The following is a 17,262-nucleotide window of genomic DNA, read 5'->3' as shown; positions in this document are numbered from 1 at the left end:
ATATAAAACGGCACAGCACCCGCCATGATAACGGATGCTGTATTATATTATGAAGGATGATATGCTAGATCTTATTCAGCTCTTCCACCATTTTACGCCGCCGCGCATTCCTGATCAACAGCACCCAGCCCAGCACACAGGCCAACAGTATCCATATCCTTGTTTGCATAGACAAGGCTTTCTGCATCTCGGTGCTGAGGCCCATGATATTCCCGATAATATGAAAACAACCTGCTGCAATGATGGATTTCGTTCTGTCTGCGATAACGCCAATGCCATAGCTGGCGAAAATGAGTATGGCTAAAATAGCCAGTTCATTTACCACATTGGTATGACCGAGGAAAGTAAGATGCCAGGTATACCAGAAAATGCCTACGATCACATATTTCCAGGCGGGATGATAATCTTTCAATTCATCCTGCAAATAACCACGCCAGCCGGTTTCTTCCAGGATACCGTATACTACGATCCAGATACCCATGTTCAGGCCATATACATGCGGATTGATCTGCTGATCATTATTTACGCCAACAATCAGCAGCAGCAATACCGGAAGGCCCATCATCAGCCAGCTCCTGGAGCCCAGGATACCGGTGAAGCTCATCTCGCTCTTCCTGCGGAATAGCCAGGTAACTATCAGCGCGCCAAGGAAGGGGCCCGCTCCTTCCAGCCAGCCTTTATAAAGTGAGAGGATGCCTGGCAGCTTCCAGTTATCATAACTGCCAATCAAATTTAACCTGAACAGAAAAGAGGAGGAAAGCGCAATTACAAAGTAGATGGCAATCCTGAGCCATCTTTGGTCAATTGTTCTCATATCGGGTAGGGTTTTTCAAGATGCCATTAGATAGTAAAAAAGTACGATCTGCCGCTTCGATGGTGTTGCTATCAGTTTTTCCTGACAGCAAATTAAGAAAAACCTGCGCAGTAATTTCCAGTATCCGGTAATTTTCTTTGTTCAGGATATAGTAATGTTCATCAAACGAAAAGAATCCCGCATTCGGATTCACTGCCAGCTCACGGCCATCGTCGTTCACAGGTTCATCAATGCCGGCCTGTTCAAATACGGATATATCCATAAACTTGTGCAGGTAGATCCATCCTTCCCATTGTGCGTAATATTGCTTCAATGCGCCCTCCAATATGGCAAAGAGCTTTTGCAGGCAATCCCTGGAAAAATCATCTGCCCCCTTTGTTCTGTCAGGGATGATCGGATCAAACACTTTCCATCTTGGCTTCAGCTGATCGTCGTAAAAGGAAAGCATAGGGATAACAGGTCTTCCTGCGTAATAAGCCAGCATGGCCAATCCTTTCCTGATGGCTATTTCCTGACCCAGGAAAGGGAGCTTCAGGCTTTTCTTCTGGTTAAAGGCGCCGTTAAAACCGGTATTGCCATCTACAAAAGCCAGCACAGAATATTGCTTGCCGATCTTGTCCAGCAATTGAACAGAAAGGTCTTGCTTGTCTGCCGGATAGATAACCAGGTCTGAGCTGGAGCCGAAGCTTTGCTTCATGGCTTCATATTGTGCTATGATGGTATCTTTCTGGGTATTATAAGGCAGCGGGTCTATGATGAGCACAACATCCAAATGATACTTCACGAGGAAAGCCAATGCCGACCGGAACGAGCCCAGGTGAAAGGAAACGAAAATCGCAGGCAGCTGTGTCTTTATCTCTTCATAATTGAAATCTCCAAAATCATCAATGTGGTCAAAGTGTTCGTAGAAACGGGTATCAATGCTCTGTAACACGCGATAGGAAAGGATATCATGATAGATCGCTTTGTGCTGATCCATTCCTATTGCGGGCAAACACTTTGATAAATTGGCAGACAGAAAATGGTAATTCTTCAGATCATGGGTATCCCATTTTTTGTCAACATATGTTTTTAACAAGGAACGCTGCTCTTCATAAATTTCCAGGCGTAACTGTTGATGATTCATGATTGTAATTTTAAAAATTCAGTAACATGATGAAATAGCTGGTCCTGGTCTACAATATGGGATTCACCGGGCATCTCCACCATACTGAAATTCTCGAAGTAAGACCGGAACTGGCTGATGGTAGTGGTATCTATCAAACGATCTTCTTCTCCATAGATCAGCAGGGTATTGGTCGTTTGTTTCGGCAGCTGGATACTGGACAGCTGCAGGATATGATTGATCTGTTGTACAATCGCCTGGCTGTCGGTAACGGAGAGCTTCAGATTAGAAAATTTCTGTAGTCCCATCAGCGGGTTGTTGTTCACTTCTGCCGGTTTGTGAGAAAACAGTGTCAGCGCGCGGCAGAACAGGTACAGGTCATTTTCTGCCAGGCCTTTCAGCACCGACAATATCTCTTTATCTCTTGCTGCCAGCTTGTTGGCGCAGGCCACCAATATCACAGAGGCCAGGTTATCGTAAGTATCGCGCAACAGGTGCTGGATCAGGAGCCCGCCATAGCTGTAGCCGATCAGGTGCATGGGTTTGTTGATCTTGCCTAACAGTTCTCTTCTCACATAGCCGGCTACTTCACTAAAATTATTCAGTTTTACAAAAGGGGAATGGTAACCCGGGTAGTCAAACAAGATCACCTCAAATCGCTCTACCAGCTCTTCCGGAATATTTTTTTTCCAGAAGCAGTTATCGGAACAAAGCGGGTTAAAGAACACCAGGCATTCCGAATGGTGTTTGTTAATGTGTTGTATCATTTTGCTTTTTTTAAGATAAACCTGAAAAACATTTTCCTATACTTCCTCGTAAACAGGAATATGATAACAATGGTAGCGATGCGCTTGAGCAGCTCCACCACTACGGTAAAATTCAGTTCCAGGTAAGGGAGATACTTGATCAGCAAGATCGTTTTACAGACAGAATAATAAATGAAAGCAAATGCAGAGAAAATAACACTGCCAATGAACAGCACACGTAACACGGTATATATATAGAGAAATATTTTCTGCGCGTAATGAAGCGTAAGCTGGTCTTCCTCCGGGAATGGCCCTTTCCGGGTAACGGCATCTATCAGTAAGCGGTTGGACTCTTTCACCATATTGGGGATGCCTGTCAGGTCAGATACGACCCAGTATCCATCAAATTTCATGAAAGGAACCAGGTTCATGATGATGATGAAATTATTCACTACATAGATCTTCCACGACATGGCCGTCACCGCATCCTGCGGGCGTATCTTTATCAGCGCCATCAGCAAGAGGTTCACGATCAGTTGCATGAAAATTCCGCCCATATTGATTTTCACCTTATCGTATTTTCCGAGCTTCCAGGTATCGGTAAGATCGGTGTACATCACCGGCAATACCGTATAAAATCCCAGCCCGATATTTCTTGCACGGATACCGGATTTCACGGCGGCTGCAGCATGCCCCAATTCGTGTAAAAAAATGATTACAAACAATGCCGCATAAGAAATAAACCAGGTGGCTACTTCATTATCCGGAAGAAAAGCGCCGCTAGTATCCGCCGGCGACTGGCGGTACATCCATACATTCACGAAACAAATAAAAAAGAACAGGGGGTAGAATATCTTTCCGAACAGCCAGCGTAATGGCGTAGTCAATGCGGTGATCTGATCTGCCGTCAATATCTGCCGTTTTACCCAGAAGCCGGAACTCCTGTCTGCCACCGGGTTTTCAGCCGCCCTGAACACGGGCAATATTTTAGCGTCTATGATCTCTTCCAGATCCGGCCTGGAAATAGGCAGCACGTCGTTGATCATGCGGTGCATTTCATCCATGTTATGCGCCACACTGCCGGCTTTCAATATCTGGTAAATAGATTCACCGATCTTATAATACTTTTGGTTATAAGATAAAATGAACTCATTAGGCGAAATGTGCAAGGCTTCATAATGATAACCCAGTATATTATTTCCTGTTATTTGCTGACCGGAATGCATGTGTATATCAAGTTGAATAGTGATAATAATTAAAAGTACCAGTGATAAAAGCACCACCGGTACTTTTAAAAGGGCGCCATCATACCGCTTGCGGTACCTGGATGGGCTTTGGGCCTTCTACAGGCAATGTGTTGGACGGGCTTTCTGTGGTAGCAGACAGTTCAAGCCTGTTTTCCAGTTGAATAATGTTCAGTGTTTCCATTGTATTTTTTTTAGAACCAGGGATGGGAGCGCCATCCCTGGTATTGATAAGGAAGCGATAAATTAGATTACAATACAACGATGACAGTATCTATATGGATAGATGCTTCTTCGGCCATTGCACCTGACAGTTCAAACCTCTCTTCGAGAGATACGATGTTTAAAGTGTTCATGTTACCAGATTTTAAGGGTTGATAAATAGATTAAAGGATTTCTACTGTACCGATGTGAATAGACGCTTCTTCGGCCATTGCGCCTGACAGTTCAAATCTTTCTTCCAGGGATACGATGTTAAGGGTGTTCATTGTTTTACGTTTTTAATTGTTAGGGATTAGAGGATTACTACGTGATCGATTTCGATAGAAGCATTTTCAGCGGCTCCTGACAGTTCGAATCTTTCTTCCAGGGATACGATGTTCAGTGTGTTCATGTGTTTAAAGTTTTAAGTGTGAATAAAAAAATGATTAAAGAATTACTACGGTACCGATTTCGATAGAAGCGTTTTCAGCGGCTCCTGACAGTTCGAATCTTTCTTCCAGGGATACAATGTTCAGTGTGTTCATGTGTTTAAAGTTTTAAAGTGTGAATAAAAAAAATGATTAAAGAATTACTACAGATCCGATTTCGATAGAAGCGTTTTCAGCGGCTCCTGACAGTTCGAATCTTTCTTCCAGGGATACGATGTTCAGTGTGTTCATGTGTTTGAAGTTTTAAGTGTGAATAAAAAAAATGAAGGTTTTTTATAGTGATATTTTACTATGCCATTGCTGCCTGTTTCGCGTTTTCTATGCAGGCTACCAGCGTGCCGATGGTGCGGAAGCTGCCTTCGCTGAATACGGATGCTTCGAGGTCAAATTCTGCCATCAGCACAGAGGTTACTTCCAGTACCGCCAGCGAGTCGTCGAAAAGACCGGGGTTATCATCTGTCCCGAACAGCGGCTGGTCGGCGCTTAGCTGATCTGCTGTTTTCCTGAGGTTCAATACGCTGATCAGGATTTCTTTTACTTTCAGTTCAATGTTTTGATTTTCCATGTTGTAATTTTTTTAATTTTTGTAATGAGATAATAATATGCTGGCCATATTGCCACCGAAACCGAATGAGTTGGAGAGTACAGTTCTGATGCGCACATCGGCTATATTCTGTGTAACGAAATGTATATTGTCCACGCCTGGCAGGTCGGTATCTTCATAGCTGGCATACAGGGTATTATGATGGATGCTCAGTATGCTGATGATAGCTTCAATGCTGCCGGCGGCGCCGAGGGTGTGGCCGGTCAGGCATTTGGTGGAGCCAACATACGTAGGCCCTTCTTTGCCTGCCAGCAAGCTTTTACAGGCATTCAGCTCTGCCCCGTCGTTCTTGCTGGTGCCTGTGCCATGAGCATTGATATAATCTACTTCTGCAATATCGATCTGCGCATAGTCCATGGCCGCTTTCATGCACTTCAGGGCGTACTTGCCTTCCGGATGCGGCGCGGTAGCATGGTAGGCTTCATTCAATATGTGATAACCTTTTATTTCCGCATAGATATGCGCGCCGCGTGCGAGCGCCGTATCAAGGCTTTCCAGTATCAGGATGGCGCAGGCATCGCCTAAGGACATACCATCCCTGGTATTACTGAAAGGTTTACATTTTGTTTTGGAGATGGCCAGCAGTGAGTTAAAGCCAGTATAGGTAAGCTCTGTGAAGATGTCGATGCCACCGCTGATCATCACATCCGCCTTCCCGTTTTCGATCAGGTCAAAGGCTCTTCCTATAGAGTTAGTGCCGGACGCACAGGCCGTGGAGATAGCAGAAACATACCCGCTCAATTTGAACGCACGCGCTATCTTGCCCAGTATCTTCGGTGTGGAATACAAGGCCAGCTCATAATCATCTTCCTGTTCGTATACCGATTTCCGGATGCGTTGCAGGATCGGGAAACTGGCGCCCACAGAGGTTCCCAGGCACAGGCCCGTGGTGTATTGCTGCAAAGCCTCCCTGGACAGATCTGCTTTCTGCAAGGCCTCATCTATACAGGCCGTCGCTACCTCGCTCATGATAGAGGCATCTTTTTCCCAGGCATTCATGTAGGATGACTGGTCCATCATGAAGCCGCGGTTATTGGCAAATAATTTATGACTGGTAGAGAAACGTTCGCCCGGGATCACGTCGTACCTGATCTTCCCGCCAGACAAGCTCTCCAGCATCTCTTCTATATTATTTCCCAAAGACGATATTGCGCCGATACCTGTTATTACTACTCTCTTTTTCATGTGATCAGTTTTTTTAGTTCATGCCTCCATCGATAACAATCTCCTGGTTGATCAAAAAGCCCGGGGCTTCCAGTGCCAGGTACGTGATGAGGTTAGATATCTCTGCTGTAGTGCCCAGTCTTTTCAACAAGCTATGCCCTACTCTGTCGTTGATGTATTTATCCGGCAGGTTCTCCACCATTTCTGTTTCTATGAATCCTGGCGCCACACAGTTGATCGTAACGCCCATTCCGCTCACTTCTTTCGATAATGACTTGGAGAAGCAATTGATAGCCGCTTTGGAAGAGGCGTAGGCCGACTGTCCCGGGTTGCCTTTGATACCAGCCAGGGAAGTGACATTGATAATGCGGCCGCTTCTTTTCTTTATCATCGCAGGAAGCACGGCCCGACAGGTGTTCATCACACCATTGATGTTATTGTGCATTACTTCCCACCATTCTTTTGAAGAGGTCATGATAAACGGTTTTGGGTTAGCGTTCAGTTTACTATCTCTGATACCGGCATTATTGATCAATACATCAATATCTTTCAATAGCTCCCGGTTTGTTTTGAATAGCTGTTTCACTTCTTCTTCGTTGCCCATATCACATTTAAATGCCTGCACATTTTCGAACCCTGCTGCTTTGAGCTCCGCTACCAGCGCTTCGGCGCCTGCAACAGAATACTGATAGGTAAAAAACACCTGTTGCCCTTTGTGGGCGAATGCCCTGACTAACTCCTTCCCAATACCTTTGGAGCCGCCTGTGATAAAAATGTTTTTCATAGCTGTACAGTTAAAGTGTGGTTTGTTTAAAAATGAGGTGTGAGCTGCCGCCGCCTTCATGCGCGGTACTAACAAAGGCATATGTAATTCCGGTGGGATAGCTGCCGGATGCTTCTTTCACCGGAAACAGGCCACCATGTAATATCTGGCTGGCAATACTGGCGCCCATCACGGAGCTGGCAGCTTTCATATCGCCGGTATATGCTTTATGACAAAGGCGGTATGCAGGATTTTCCTTTTCCATTTTTTCCAGTACAGGTTGCTCGCTGTGCTGTAACTGCCGGCTGGTAGTGTAGGCGCTCAGGTAGGCCACCTTTTCCCCGGGATGGATAACCGGTTTGAATTTCGTATAGGCGTTCTCGATAATGTGCGCCGACCGCCGGGTGGTATCCTCTACATGATGATAGTCGAAGCCGCTATGATATTCTACGATCTCGGCGTATTTCCTGACGCCTCTTTTCAAGGCGCTTTCTTCGCTTTCCAGTACGATGAATGCAGCGCCATCGCCCAATACATTGCGTTCCTGTTCAGCGGCATCTACAATAGCCTGGTGGCGGTTTTCATCTCCGCTTACGCTGATGAGACGGCCATTTTCCTGTTCGCTCAGCACCCTGAACTCGGTGTAATGATCCACACCACCGCAGATAACAATATCCGCCACTCCTTTCCTGATCAGATCAATACCATAGCTGATACTATTGGAATTGTATATCAGCGAGCTGGGGCCGTTGAGCTTAAACGTTCTTGAAATATCGCCCAATACAGTGTTGGCAACGGTTTTAGTGAATTTAAGCGGGCTTACCTTCGCCAGGCCGTGCTGGTATAGGTCATAGAGATAATCCTCTACAGCGGCAGTAGCGCCCAGGCTGGTTTCGATGATCAGCCCTATTTCATTATCCGAACTTTCCAACACGATCTGCGCATCTTCCAGCGCTTTTTTGCAAGCCAGTATGCCCAGTCTGGAGTAGAGTTGCGGGGCAAAGCGTTCATCCCATTTCACTTCTTCTTCAAAAGCCACGTCAACGGCCTCGCCAAAAAACTGTGGTTTTATTTTAGTGTTCTGCCAGTTGTCTTTTATACTGATACGGCTGTTACCCTCCAGGATGCTTTGCCATGCTGCATCTGCGCCATATCCCAGTGCAGATATGCTGCCCAAACCGGTTACGAATATTTTGTTATGCTGTTCCATGATCAAATAGATAAGGTGAGTTCTGCTTTACAAACATTTTTACCTGCAACGCTAGCGGTAACTTTATACTCGCTGAAATGGAAGAGGCTATGCACTTTTTCTGCGGTGATCCTTAGCACGGAGCCGGGCAATACCTCTTTCGAAAACACGGCTGATTTTACCTTCACCGCCTTGCCGATGCGTGTCCGTGGCTCCTGTTGCGACTGTTCACTACTGGAAACCCTGTTCAGGATACCGCAGGCCTGAAACATCATTTCGATGATGATCACACCGGGCAAAAGCGGGTAACCGGGAAAGTGGCCTCTCATGAAAAAGGAGTCTTTATCGATGGTAGTTTCCACGGTAATACTTTTATCAAAATCGGTGTGTACTACTTTATCTACCAACAACATCGGCGCTCTGTGCGGCAGCAGGGCCACGGGGTTCAGGTTATCAAAGTTTGTAGCGATCATACATGTAGTAGTTTTATAGGTACAGCAATGTCGAATGCTTTTGTTGCAGCAACTGATATCATGTATTTTTGTTGAAGCAAAAATTGTTGTGTGTAATGTTTTTCGCGCGCTTCGGGATCATATATAACAGCGGCCAGTCCTTTATCTTCATATATCTTGGCAATAGATTCCATCTTCGTCCATAGGCAGTAAAAGTCAATGCGGTCCTTGATGATGGTGGCGGTCAGTTGTTCCAGCAGATTCACGTGCCGGGGCCCGGGTTCCTTTTGTATGTCTTCTACATCCAGTCCTGCTCTGTCGTCGCTCACCAGGCAAACTGTTTTATCACCGCTATATGAAATGGATATGTTGTAAGTAAGCGGCTTTACTACCAGTTTGCCAAAGCTGTTATAACAGAGGCTGCCCAGGTGTTGCAGGCTGATGCCAAGGTCTTCAAATATCTGTATCAACATCAGCCGGGAGGTGAAACGCCTTAGCCTGTAAGTATCTCCGGGCGACTTTTCCAGGCGATCGAGTATCTTGTCGTTGAAAAAGCGTTTTATTAACAACCACTTTTTCTCCGGCATTTCCGGCAGGGTATCGCTTACATAGATGGTGATCATTTGTAGTGGGTATTATTAAATTCCATCAATTTGATATGATAGTTAACGCCATACTTCAAATCATACTTTTTATTCAGCACATCCTGTATTCCTGTTATTGAAATCACATTCCTGTGAAAGATCTTGATCTCCAGCACATCGCCGGCATTCTTGCGGATCGTTATTTTCAGTATCCCCGGTGTTTCATACAGATCGCGGCTCAGTTTATAGAACCAGATGATCTTTCCTTTATAGATGATGAAATCATCTTCTCTTCCCAGCAGATAGAACCTTTTACCTTTTTCGATGCAGATATCTTTTGTGCGTAGTACCTGCGGGGAAGGCGTCTTCTTTAATTTATTGCCTTTGATATATCCAAGGTAGATGGAAGGGCTTCTGATAGACAGGTATCCTATATTAATCCCCTGGTACATCTCTTCGTATTTTTTCTCCCGCTGCACTTCTACAGAAATACCGGGATTGATATCGCCGATGCACCATTCTTCCTGTTCAGACAGCAGCTCCATAAATTTATAGGTGGCTACGCGTGGACCGGCTTCTGCCAGGCCATAGGTGCCATAAATCGGACAGGCGAACAGCGCATATATTTTTCGCAATGTTTGGGCCTGTGGCTTGTCGCCGCCCAGCGTGATAAATCTCAGGCTGTTGCCAATCTGTTTGGTATGTTGATTATAATACAGTATCAGCCTGGCCAGCAGCGGTGTCATGAACACATTGGTAACACGGTATTTCACCAGCAGCTCCGGCAGTTGCAATACGCTCAGCAACCTTTCCCCTAAAACGATGGTGGCGCCGGAAAAGAAGTGCGACAGGAACTGCGCAATCAGGCCATAGGAGTAGGAAACAGGCAGCAACAGCAGCGTTACATCTTTCTCTGTAATAGATAATGCTTCCTGGTTAGACCTGATATTGGTAATGGTTTGCGTTTTACCAAGCAGTATCTTCTTCGGCACTTTGGAAGTGCTGCCGGAACTGGAAACGATCAACAGGTCATTTTCATCTCCTATATATACTTCGGGATGGATATTATAATAGAACTGCTCTCCGCCGATGGTGGTGCGTGTGGCGGTCTCAAACTGGCCGCCTGTCAGTGTTTCATCGGAGAAGACCCCATTGAATTTCAGGTCTGTTATTTTCGCCATGCTGGCGGCTTCCACTATAAAAGGAATGTAACCGCATTTGATACACGCAAAAAATAACAACAGTGCTTTGAAAGAATTCTTGTATCCATAGATAACGATCACGCTGTGTTTCGCGAGGTGCAGCTGTTCCAGATCGCCGGCCATCGCTGTTACGAGGCCATAGAAAGCCTGGTAGCTGTAGGCCTTTGATTGCGGCACGTTGATGATCATGCCATTTGGATAGGCGGTGAATGGATACAGGAATGATTCGTTATTCATTTTCCAGTGCTTTAAACGTCAACTCCTTTAAATAGTCGTCCTGCACATGATTCACCTGATCCTGCAAAAAGCTGCGGTCCTGTTCTATATGACTGGTAAACTTGACATGTTCCAGTTTTTGCTCAACGAGGAAGCGGAACAGGCGGGCTTCATAGCAGGTATTTTTAATCGCCATTGCTTTTTCAATGAAAACACCATACTGCTGTATATATTTACCTTTCTGCAACATGCCACTGGTGCTTTTTGCCAGCATGGCGCAACAAAATGCCTGGTAAGCATATTTCTCGGCGGCAGGTAAGGCGGTACTATTAACCTGATTAATTAATGTTTCTAACCTGGCCTCACCTTGTGTGACCCGATAAAAAACTGAAGAGATTCCGGTATCGTTTTTTGTTTTCATTTGCTGAACGATTATGAAGCAAATATCCAATGCAAATAACTGAAAAACAATACCTTATGACGAACAACTAGGAGTTTGTGACGAACGTCTGCGCTGTTTTATGAGCTGATAGTTTATAGGATGAATTACGTATTTTCCAATCAAAATATATTATCTTAACAGCAGTGTTTGTTCCTATATACTAAACCTTTGATCCCATATGCTAAGCCAAATCTTAAGTCTGTTGAGCAGAAAGTACCCGTTTGACACCATCAAATTCAAAAGTATCCTCATTATTAGCCTTGCCATCGCCCTTATTATCTATTTATACAAGCCATTCGGGTTTGTGAACTATGAAAAAAACAAGATTGTGGGCGCTTTATGCTTTGGCGCCGCTACATTTATCTGTTTAATTATCTGTAACTATGTATTAAAGGGCAGGATCTTAAAGAAAAATCACAAAAGATGGACGATCCTCAGCGAAATAGGATATATCCTGTTCGTATTACTGTTCATTTCTTTCTTCAATGGATTTATTTTTCTTTTTTTAATCGGCGATTCGCAGTCATTCCTGGTGGCAGACACGATTACCAAGCTGGAAGGCATGTTGTATATTTTATTTCTGACGGCTGCCGTTGGTATGTTGCCCATCATTACCATCATCATGATCAGGTACAACCGTACACTGAAAAATAATTTGAGCAAGATCATTCAAAGTGACGAAACACTAGTAGAAACTGATACCAACAAGCAATTGCTGTTCCCTTCACTGAACACGACAGACAAACCTTTCTCTATTGCTATCCATGATTTTCTTTTTCTGGAGGTGGTAAAAAATCATATCCATGTTTATTACATGGAAGATGGCCACGTAACTACCCGCATCATACGAAATACGCTAACGGCTATACTGGACGAGATCGATGAGGCTTCAATTTTCAGGTGTCACCGTTCATTCATGGTAAACCTGAGCAAGATAAAAACAGCACAAGGCAATTCAAACGGTTATAAAATTATTCTGAAGGATTACGAAAATCCTATTCCGGTTTCCAGGAACTTCGCGCCGGCGTTTCAGAAGATCATACACTAAATGCCAACAAGCAGAAGCCCGAAACAGGCGTACCTGCTTCGGGCTTCTGCTTGTAAAAATTTTCGAGATAATTATTGTTGGGCGCAGGAAGTTCGCTGTGCATTCTTCAGCTCACCCATTCCCCAGCTGGGATCTACTTCGCTTTTGGGCGTAAATTCACTGAAAGCGGTTTCCAGTTTCTTCAGGTTAGCGCAGAAATTATTGTCTTTTTCTTTCATAAAGGAAGCCATATTATTTTGGAAGATGGCCAGGAGCAGCTGTGGACGCGGGTTTTTACCATCCAGGTTGATCGCCTTCTGATAGTTGCTGATCACATCCTTGTAATACTTTTGCCCATTGGTTTCCGGGTTCAGGGCAATCATCACATAGTAGTAATAGCCGGATAAGGTGGCCACTTCGGAAGCATTGGCGCCCGCATTCTTGCTGAGCGCATCTATTTTTTCTTTTGCTTCTTTCAGCAGGTCATCTTTTTTGTCGGCTTTACCGCTGAGTGCCAGCTTCATGTCGAACAGGGAAGTGTAGTAGTCCGGCAACCATTCTGCCGGATACATCTTTCCTACTCTTTTTAATTCATTCACGCTGTTGTACAACTCGCTGATATCCTTGATCTGCCTGGTTTTGGACAAGATCTGTTTCAGGAGGTTCTGACAGGGAACCATATTTTCGTCCAGCTTTACCTGTGGTGTTTGTGCATGGGCGAAGTGAACTGACAGGAGCAGCACGATGGCTGCGAGGCTTTGCATTATTCTTTTCATGTGTTTTAATTTTTAAGTTTAATTCTGATTGCAGTGTCTTTATTGATATGAAACCTGGTGTTTTCGTAAGTAGGGAAGGCATTAGGATTATTGGACAATCCGTAAGGCTCTGTGGGCATGTTCAGCGTTTTGTCCAGCTTTGCATTTTCATTCAGATCCTGGTAAATGGTCACGCAATAATCTCCTTCCGGCAGGTTATCAAATACGATCTTCTCCGACATGAAATGCTCTACAGGAACGGATTTCTTCAGGTAAGGATTCTTCATAAATTCCTTCTCATTGTTGTAGATGGCCACATAAATCTTGCCCTTGCTGATCATGATGTTGTGTACATTCAATTCCAGCCGGTAAGTTTTGTCGGGCGGTAAATTTGTTGCGAACAACAGCTGGGCGATAGCCAGCATTTTAAAAATTTGAAACATCATAAGCTGAGTTATTTTTAAGTGATATAAATAGACCTATATAGAAAAAGGTATTGCGTGATGCGGTAACGGGCGTCCCTCTGTAGATGCCGTCTTTATCGGGTTGGGCAGCGTAGGTGTAGCCGTAGGTATTGTTTCTGCCGGTAATGTTACTGGCAGAAGTATAGAGGATCACTTTCTTGCTTAGCAAAAAAGTCATGTTCACATCCAGGCTGTAATAATATTTATCCGTGGAGTTAACATCACTATTGATATTGGGATTGATGTAAGGCCTTCCACTGGCAAAGGTGTTAGATATCCCTACATATGTATTGAGCGATGAAAACAAATACCGTACAGACATGCGGGCATTGTGCTTTGTTGCAAACAAAGGCGTGGAAGCCACCAGGAAATTATTGTACAATCTTTTTGAATCATTGTAAGAATAGGATACGTTGTACTTCAGGTTTTTGATAGATGTTTCGTCTGACAGGTACAGGTCAAAACCACTGCTGCTACCGTATCCGGCGGAATTATAAACGTTCTCCCGCAGAAGGTGCAGGTGATCATAATCTTTATAATAAAATTCTGCTTTTACCAGCTTGCCTTTGAAATCATAAGAAGCACCCAGGATGTAATGGGTGGCCAGCTCCTGTTTCAAATCGCTGTGATTGGCCACCAGCACAGTATTGTCGGGGGTCTGATAATACTTGCCATAGATGGCGGATACCTGGAATTTGTCGGCAATATAGTTCAGTGAAAAACGCGGCGATACATTCCAGGCCTGGTTAAACCCTGCATATTCCAGTCGGCCTGAAACATTGCCATACAATCCGTGCACAATCCTGAACTGGTTATCGAGATAGGCGGCATACAGCTGGTAATTGAGATGCTGATCTTGCAGGCGCCGGCTCAATGTATCCTGGTAGCGGCTTTGGTAGCCTTTCAGGTACGTTTCCATACCAGCGCTGATCTTGTAGATGCGCGAAACACTTTTATCCACTTTTGCTTTTATATGCCATTCATTTTCTGATTGACGGTATTCATCATTTTGAAAATTTGCATTCGCATAGCGGTTATTCACGTAAGAAAATGCGGCGCCCAGAAAGAGATGATATTTCTTTTTAGTCTGGGATTTTACAGTGGCATTAATATAATAGTTGTCCTGGTTCAGGTTGAAATCCCTTTGGGGAACATGATTCAGGGTATCTGCAAATGTTCTGATGAAGAAGGTTCTGTCGTAGCCGGTATATAATTTAAATATGCCGGTGGTACCGAAGGCGGCACGGTACTGCGCTTCTGCCGACAGGCTCTGGTAGGGCCTTTTCCAGGTATAGGCATCGGGGAATACTTTATTATACAGGGTCAGGTCAGTATAAATAAGGTTGGCAGATAAAGAACTTTTCTTGAAGGCAACAGTTCCGCCTCCTCCTATGCTCAGGGGCGAAACATTGACGCCGAGCTTCGTACCGGATGCTACTTCTTTGGTATCCATTGGCAATACAGCAGAAAGCGCCTGGCCATATTCGGATTCATAACCGCCCAGCGAAAAGTTGATCCCATCAAACAGGAAGGGAGAGAAGCGGCCCCTTGAGGGCATGTTCTGCGCTGTGCTGGTATAAGGCATCAGTACGTGCATGCCGTCGATAAAGGTCTGCGTTTCCCTGTTTTCACCTCCTCTGATGTAGAGCTTTCCATCTTCGCCCACCTTCTGCGTACCGGGTAGCGATTGTAAGGCGCCATAGATATCTCCGTTGGAGCTGCCGGTCATCACTACGTCCAGGGCATCCATCTTTTCGAGGGTCCTGGTTTTTCCAAGGCTGAATGAACTGGCGCGGATCACTACTTCATTAAGGCTTTTATCCTGGGCAGACAACACAATGGAGAGATTAGCCATATCCGCCACCTTGGCAGTAAGTTTATAATCTTTATACCCGATATAACTAACGCCCAGGGTGATCATTTCCTGTTGAGCAGTGGAGAATTTGAATTTGCCGTCTTTATCTGTAGAGGCGCCTTCAATGGTGCCCATAATAAATACATTCGCGCCCTCAACAGGCTTGCCCGCGGAGTTGGTAACAACGCCGCTGATCCAGTGCTGACTGAAGGCGGTCAGTGAGCACAGTATAATGACGATGGTAGTGGTAATTTTTAATCGCATAATGCTGTTTTAAGTAAAAAACCGTTGTCGATTCTTTACCAATATTAGATCATTATGCTATGGTTTTCAACGCCTTACTATGTACAACTACGCAATATGACGGACGACTACCATTTATGACGGTTGAGTACTTTTTGGGATCGGTGGCTAGAAAAAAACGGCCTCTTTTTTATCTTGTAGATGAAAAATGAGGATGGAAGATGAGGAGAAAGAGCGGGAAAAATATTCATTTAAACAGGAGTATCCGGAGATAAAAATATTTTCCGGTTGAACGAGTCAACCGGTTATTTTGTCAGACAGCGACGCTACACTTTTAATGCACCGCGGAAGCCTCTGGCGGCATAATAAGATTGCGCGCCATTATGATACAAGAATACGTGGCCGTAGCGGCGGTCGCAGAAGAGGGCGCCACCGGCTTTTCTGATATCGGCAGGTGTTTTCACCCAACTCGATGTTTTCAGATCGAAGGCGCCGAGTTGCTGCAAGCCACGGTATTCCTCTTCCGTTAAAAGTTCAATGCCCATATCAGCGGCCATGTCCACCGCATTGTTTTCCGGTTTGTGTTCTTTCCTGGCGTCCAGCGCTTCCCGGTCGTAGCAGGTGTTCCGGCGGCCGGCGGGCGTTTCTGCGGAGCAATCGCAGAACAGGTAGGCATCAGTCTTTTTATCGTACCCTACTACATCGGGTTCGCCGCCGGTTCTTTCCATTTCATGGAGCGACCAGAGTTTTTCCGCATGCGCTGCCAGCTTTGTTGCTATAGCAGCCCATTCCAGGCCTTTGTGGCGGCTCATGTGTTTTTCAAAACGGGCTTTCAATGTGCTGAGCAGTTCGTCGCGTTGTGCGGTCGACAACTTCTTTTTACTATTACTCATATCTTGTATTTTTTACGTACAACATCCTGTAAGCGGCTGTGCGCCATATTGATGCCTTGAGCGAAGGGCAATTGCAGTACCTGGTCTCTTTGCGCTGCAGATTCGTATATCACGTGCATCGTGAGCTGGCTGGTGTCGTCGGTCAGGCGCTCAAATACGAGGATCTCCAGCTGCACGCCGAAAGACATCTTCTCCATTTCGAAGGTTCGGGTGATCTTTTGATCCGGAATAAATTCGTGGATCACGCCACTGGCAATAAAGGCAACATTTCCTTTGGGGTCGCTTGTCTGAAGCTGGTAGCTGCCGTGTTTTCTACTTTCAAGTTTCAGCACTTTCGTTCCCATCCACTCGGCTACGATTTCCGGCTCAACATATGCTTTAAACAGCAGGTCCACGGGCAGCTCAAACTCCCTGGTGATCACCAGTTCCTGTTTGCCGTTGTCGGCTTTGATTTTTGTTTTCGGTTCCATGGGATGCTATTTCTTTGATTTGTATTTTTTCATGATGGATTCCAGTTTATTAAATCTGTCATCCCACATTTTCCGGAATGGCTCAATGAAGTCGGCCACCTCCTTCATTTTCTTTGCATTGATATGATAATAGATCTCCCTTCCGTTTTGCTCTTGTTGCAGCAGTTCGCATTCAGTGAGTATTTGCAGGTGTTTTGAAACGGTGGGCCGGGCCGTGTCGAAGTTGGCGGCGATGGCGCCTGCAGTCATGGATTGCGAGGCCACCAGTAACAATATGGCCCTTCTTGTGGGGTCTGCGATGGCCTGGAACACGTCTCGTCTCAAATTCATTGTGTAGCTATTTGACTACAAATATATGTATTGCCATCTGGCTACGCAAA

General features: G+C 45.1%; 20 protein-coding genes. 1 reads left to right on the top strand and 19 read right to left on the bottom strand.

The genetic code is table 11. From position 1 onward, the window contains the following. Positions 1–64 precede the first annotated feature (64 nt). The 13 genes from FPG75_RS01170 to FPG75_RS01115 all read right to left on the bottom strand — a co-directional run bounded on the left by FPG75_RS01170 (position 65) and on the right by FPG75_RS01115 (position 11,154). Positions 65–814 (bottom strand): CPBP family intramembrane glutamic endopeptidase, encoded by a 750-nt coding sequence (locus FPG75_RS01170; RefSeq protein WP_143304664.1) that lies wholly within the window; start codon positions 812–814, stop codon positions 65–67. After that, positions 801–1,940, bottom strand: a complete 1,140-nt coding sequence (locus FPG75_RS01165) for a lysophospholipid acyltransferase family protein (protein WP_143304663.1) — start codon at positions 1,938–1,940, stop codon at positions 801–803. Before FPG75_RS01165 ends, FPG75_RS01170 begins: the two co-directional genes overlap by 14 nt. Continuing rightward, complete coding sequence (locus FPG75_RS01160; protein ID WP_143304662.1) at positions 1,937–2,686, bottom strand: alpha/beta fold hydrolase; 750 nt, start codon at positions 2,684–2,686, stop codon at positions 1,937–1,939. The genes FPG75_RS01165 and FPG75_RS01160 overlap by 4 nt, the downstream gene beginning before the upstream one ends. Then, positions 2,683–3,891, bottom strand: coding sequence for a site-2 protease family protein (locus tag FPG75_RS01155; protein WP_143304661.1), 1,209 nt, complete (start codon positions 3,889–3,891; stop codon positions 2,683–2,685). The genes FPG75_RS01160 and FPG75_RS01155 overlap by 4 nt, the downstream gene beginning before the upstream one ends. A 79-nt stretch (positions 3,892–3,970) precedes the next feature. Continuing rightward, the gene (locus FPG75_RS26295) at positions 3,971–4,093 is read right to left on the bottom strand and encodes a hypothetical protein (RefSeq protein WP_262712045.1); all 123 of its coding nucleotides are present in this window, start codon (positions 4,091–4,093) and stop codon (positions 3,971–3,973) included. A 755-nt stretch (positions 4,094–4,848) separates the two neighbouring features. After that, entirely contained in the window at positions 4,849–5,124 is a 276-nt protein-coding gene (locus tag FPG75_RS01150; RefSeq protein WP_143304660.1) for an acyl carrier protein, read from the bottom strand. Between the two features lie 12 nt (positions 5,125–5,136). Further along, a complete protein-coding gene (locus tag FPG75_RS01145) occupies positions 5,137–6,348 on the bottom strand; it encodes a beta-ketoacyl-[acyl-carrier-protein] synthase family protein (RefSeq protein ID WP_143304659.1) in 1,212 nt (403 codons plus the stop codon). Between the two features lie 13 nt (positions 6,349–6,361). Further along, positions 6,362–7,111 carry an SDR family NAD(P)-dependent oxidoreductase gene (locus tag FPG75_RS01140; RefSeq protein ID WP_161596622.1) on the bottom strand — a complete coding sequence of 250 codons (750 nt, stop codon included), beginning with the start codon at positions 7,109–7,111 and terminating at the stop codon, positions 6,362–6,364. Between the two features lie 10 nt (positions 7,112–7,121). Then, on the bottom strand, positions 7,122–8,300 hold the full coding sequence (locus FPG75_RS01135) for a beta-ketoacyl synthase N-terminal-like domain-containing protein (RefSeq protein ID WP_143304657.1): 1,179 nt from the start codon (positions 8,298–8,300) through the stop codon (positions 7,122–7,124). A 2-nt stretch (positions 8,301–8,302) separates the two neighbouring features. Next, the gene (locus FPG75_RS01130; protein ID WP_143304656.1) at positions 8,303–8,752 is read right to left on the bottom strand and encodes a 3-hydroxyacyl-ACP dehydratase FabZ family protein; all 450 of its coding nucleotides are present in this window, start codon (positions 8,750–8,752) and stop codon (positions 8,303–8,305) included. Next, complete coding sequence (locus FPG75_RS01125; protein ID WP_143304655.1) at positions 8,749–9,354, bottom strand: 4'-phosphopantetheinyl transferase family protein; 606 nt, start codon at positions 9,352–9,354, stop codon at positions 8,749–8,751. Before FPG75_RS01125 ends, FPG75_RS01130 begins: the two co-directional genes overlap by 4 nt. Then, complete coding sequence (locus FPG75_RS01120; RefSeq protein WP_143304654.1) at positions 9,351–10,754, bottom strand: AMP-binding protein; 1,404 nt, start codon at positions 10,752–10,754, stop codon at positions 9,351–9,353. The genes FPG75_RS01125 and FPG75_RS01120 overlap by 4 nt, the downstream gene beginning before the upstream one ends. Beyond that, positions 10,747–11,154, bottom strand: a complete 408-nt coding sequence (locus tag FPG75_RS01115) for a hypothetical protein (RefSeq protein ID WP_143304653.1) — start codon at positions 11,152–11,154, stop codon at positions 10,747–10,749. The genes FPG75_RS01120 and FPG75_RS01115 overlap by 8 nt, the downstream gene beginning before the upstream one ends. 223 nt (positions 11,155–11,377) lie before the next feature. Between FPG75_RS01115 and FPG75_RS01110 the strand changes: the two genes are divergently transcribed. Continuing rightward, positions 11,378–12,223, top strand: coding sequence for a LytTR family DNA-binding domain-containing protein (locus FPG75_RS01110; protein WP_161596621.1), 846 nt, complete (start codon positions 11,378–11,380; stop codon positions 12,221–12,223). Positions 12,224–12,294: 71 nt separating this feature from the next. On the opposite strand, the gene FPG75_RS01105 is transcribed toward FPG75_RS01110, so the two are convergent. The 6 genes from FPG75_RS01105 to FPG75_RS01080 all read right to left on the bottom strand — a co-directional run bounded on the left by FPG75_RS01105 (position 12,295) and on the right by FPG75_RS01080 (position 17,212). Further along, positions 12,295–12,978 carry a hypothetical protein gene (locus FPG75_RS01105; RefSeq protein ID WP_143304651.1) on the bottom strand — a complete coding sequence of 228 codons (684 nt, stop codon included), beginning with the start codon at positions 12,976–12,978 and terminating at the stop codon, positions 12,295–12,297. Positions 12,979–12,983: 5 nt separating this feature from the next. Further along, on the bottom strand, positions 12,984–13,403 hold the full coding sequence (locus FPG75_RS01100; RefSeq protein WP_143304650.1) for a DUF2141 domain-containing protein: 420 nt from the start codon (positions 13,401–13,403) through the stop codon (positions 12,984–12,986). Beyond that, positions 13,384–15,540, bottom strand: coding sequence for a TonB-dependent receptor (locus FPG75_RS01095; protein ID WP_143304649.1), 2,157 nt, complete (start codon positions 15,538–15,540; stop codon positions 13,384–13,386). Before FPG75_RS01095 ends, FPG75_RS01100 begins: the two co-directional genes overlap by 20 nt. 305 nt (positions 15,541–15,845) lie before the next feature. After that, entirely contained in the window at positions 15,846–16,412 is a 567-nt protein-coding gene (locus FPG75_RS01090; protein ID WP_143304648.1) for a DUF4256 domain-containing protein, read from the bottom strand. Next, positions 16,409–16,882 carry an SRPBCC family protein gene (locus FPG75_RS01085; protein WP_143304647.1) on the bottom strand — a complete coding sequence of 158 codons (474 nt, stop codon included), beginning with the start codon at positions 16,880–16,882 and terminating at the stop codon, positions 16,409–16,411. Before FPG75_RS01085 ends, FPG75_RS01090 begins: the two co-directional genes overlap by 4 nt. 6 nt (positions 16,883–16,888) lie before the next feature. Further along, positions 16,889–17,212: an ArsR/SmtB family transcription factor gene (locus FPG75_RS01080; protein WP_143304646.1), complete on the bottom strand. Its 324-nt coding sequence runs from the start codon at positions 17,210–17,212 to the stop codon at positions 16,889–16,891. Positions 17,213–17,262: the final 50 nt, after the last annotated feature.

This window comes from Chitinophaga vietnamensis, from assembly GCF_902167635.1.
GTDB lineage: Bacteria > Bacteroidota > Bacteroidia > Chitinophagales > Chitinophagaceae > Chitinophaga > Chitinophaga vietnamensis.
The sequence above is the reverse complement of the archived record's forward strand: the minus strand, read 5'-3'. Positions and strand labels throughout refer to the sequence as shown.

Coding starts and splice junctions, on each gene's coding strand:
- FPG75_RS01170 (WP_143304664.1), bottom strand. CDS start 814: ATGAGAACAATTGACCAAAGATGGCTCAGGATTGCCATCTACTTTGTA.
- FPG75_RS01165 (WP_143304663.1), bottom strand. CDS start 1,940: ATGAATCATCAACAGTTACGCCTGGAAATTTATGAAGAGCAGCGTTCC.
- FPG75_RS01160 (WP_143304662.1), bottom strand. CDS start 2,686: ATGATACAACACATTAACAAACACCATTCGGAATGCCTGGTGTTCTTT.
- FPG75_RS01155 (WP_143304661.1), bottom strand. CDS start 3,891: ATGCATTCCGGTCAGCAAATAACAGGAAATAATATACTGGGTTATCAT.
- FPG75_RS26295 (WP_262712045.1), bottom strand. CDS start 4,093: ATGGAAACACTGAACATTATTCAACTGGAAAACAGGCTTGAACTGTCT.
- FPG75_RS01150 (WP_143304660.1), bottom strand. CDS start 5,124: ATGGAAAATCAAAACATTGAACTGAAAGTAAAAGAAATCCTGATCAGC.
- FPG75_RS01145 (WP_143304659.1), bottom strand. CDS start 6,348: ATGAAAAAGAGAGTAGTAATAACAGGTATCGGCGCAATATCGTCTTTG.
- FPG75_RS01140 (WP_161596622.1), bottom strand. CDS start 7,111: ATGAAAAACATTTTTATCACAGGCGGCTCCAAAGGTATTGGGAAGGAG.
- FPG75_RS01135 (WP_143304657.1), bottom strand. CDS start 8,300: ATGGAACAGCATAACAAAATATTCGTAACCGGTTTGGGCAGCATATCT.
- FPG75_RS01130 (WP_143304656.1), bottom strand. CDS start 8,752: ATGATCGCTACAAACTTTGATAACCTGAACCCCGTGGCCCTGCTGCCG.
- FPG75_RS01125 (WP_143304655.1), bottom strand. CDS start 9,354: ATGATCACCATCTATGTAAGCGATACCCTGCCGGAAATGCCGGAGAAA.
- FPG75_RS01120 (WP_143304654.1), bottom strand. CDS start 10,754: ATGAATAACGAATCATTCCTGTATCCATTCACCGCCTATCCAAATGGC.
- FPG75_RS01115 (WP_143304653.1), bottom strand. CDS start 11,154: ATGAAAACAAAAAACGATACCGGAATCTCTTCAGTTTTTTATCGGGTC.
- FPG75_RS01105 (WP_143304651.1), bottom strand. CDS start 12,978: ATGAAAAGAATAATGCAAAGCCTCGCAGCCATCGTGCTGCTCCTGTCA.
- FPG75_RS01100 (WP_143304650.1), bottom strand. CDS start 13,403: ATGATGTTTCAAATTTTTAAAATGCTGGCTATCGCCCAGCTGTTGTTC.
- FPG75_RS01095 (WP_143304649.1), bottom strand. CDS start 15,540: ATGCGATTAAAAATTACCACTACCATCGTCATTATACTGTGCTCACTG.
- FPG75_RS01090 (WP_143304648.1), bottom strand. CDS start 16,412: ATGAGTAATAGTAAAAAGAAGTTGTCGACCGCACAACGCGACGAACTG.
- FPG75_RS01085 (WP_143304647.1), bottom strand. CDS start 16,882: ATGGAACCGAAAACAAAAATCAAAGCCGACAACGGCAAACAGGAACTG.
- FPG75_RS01080 (WP_143304646.1), bottom strand. CDS start 17,212: ATGAATTTGAGACGAGACGTGTTCCAGGCCATCGCAGACCCCACAAGA.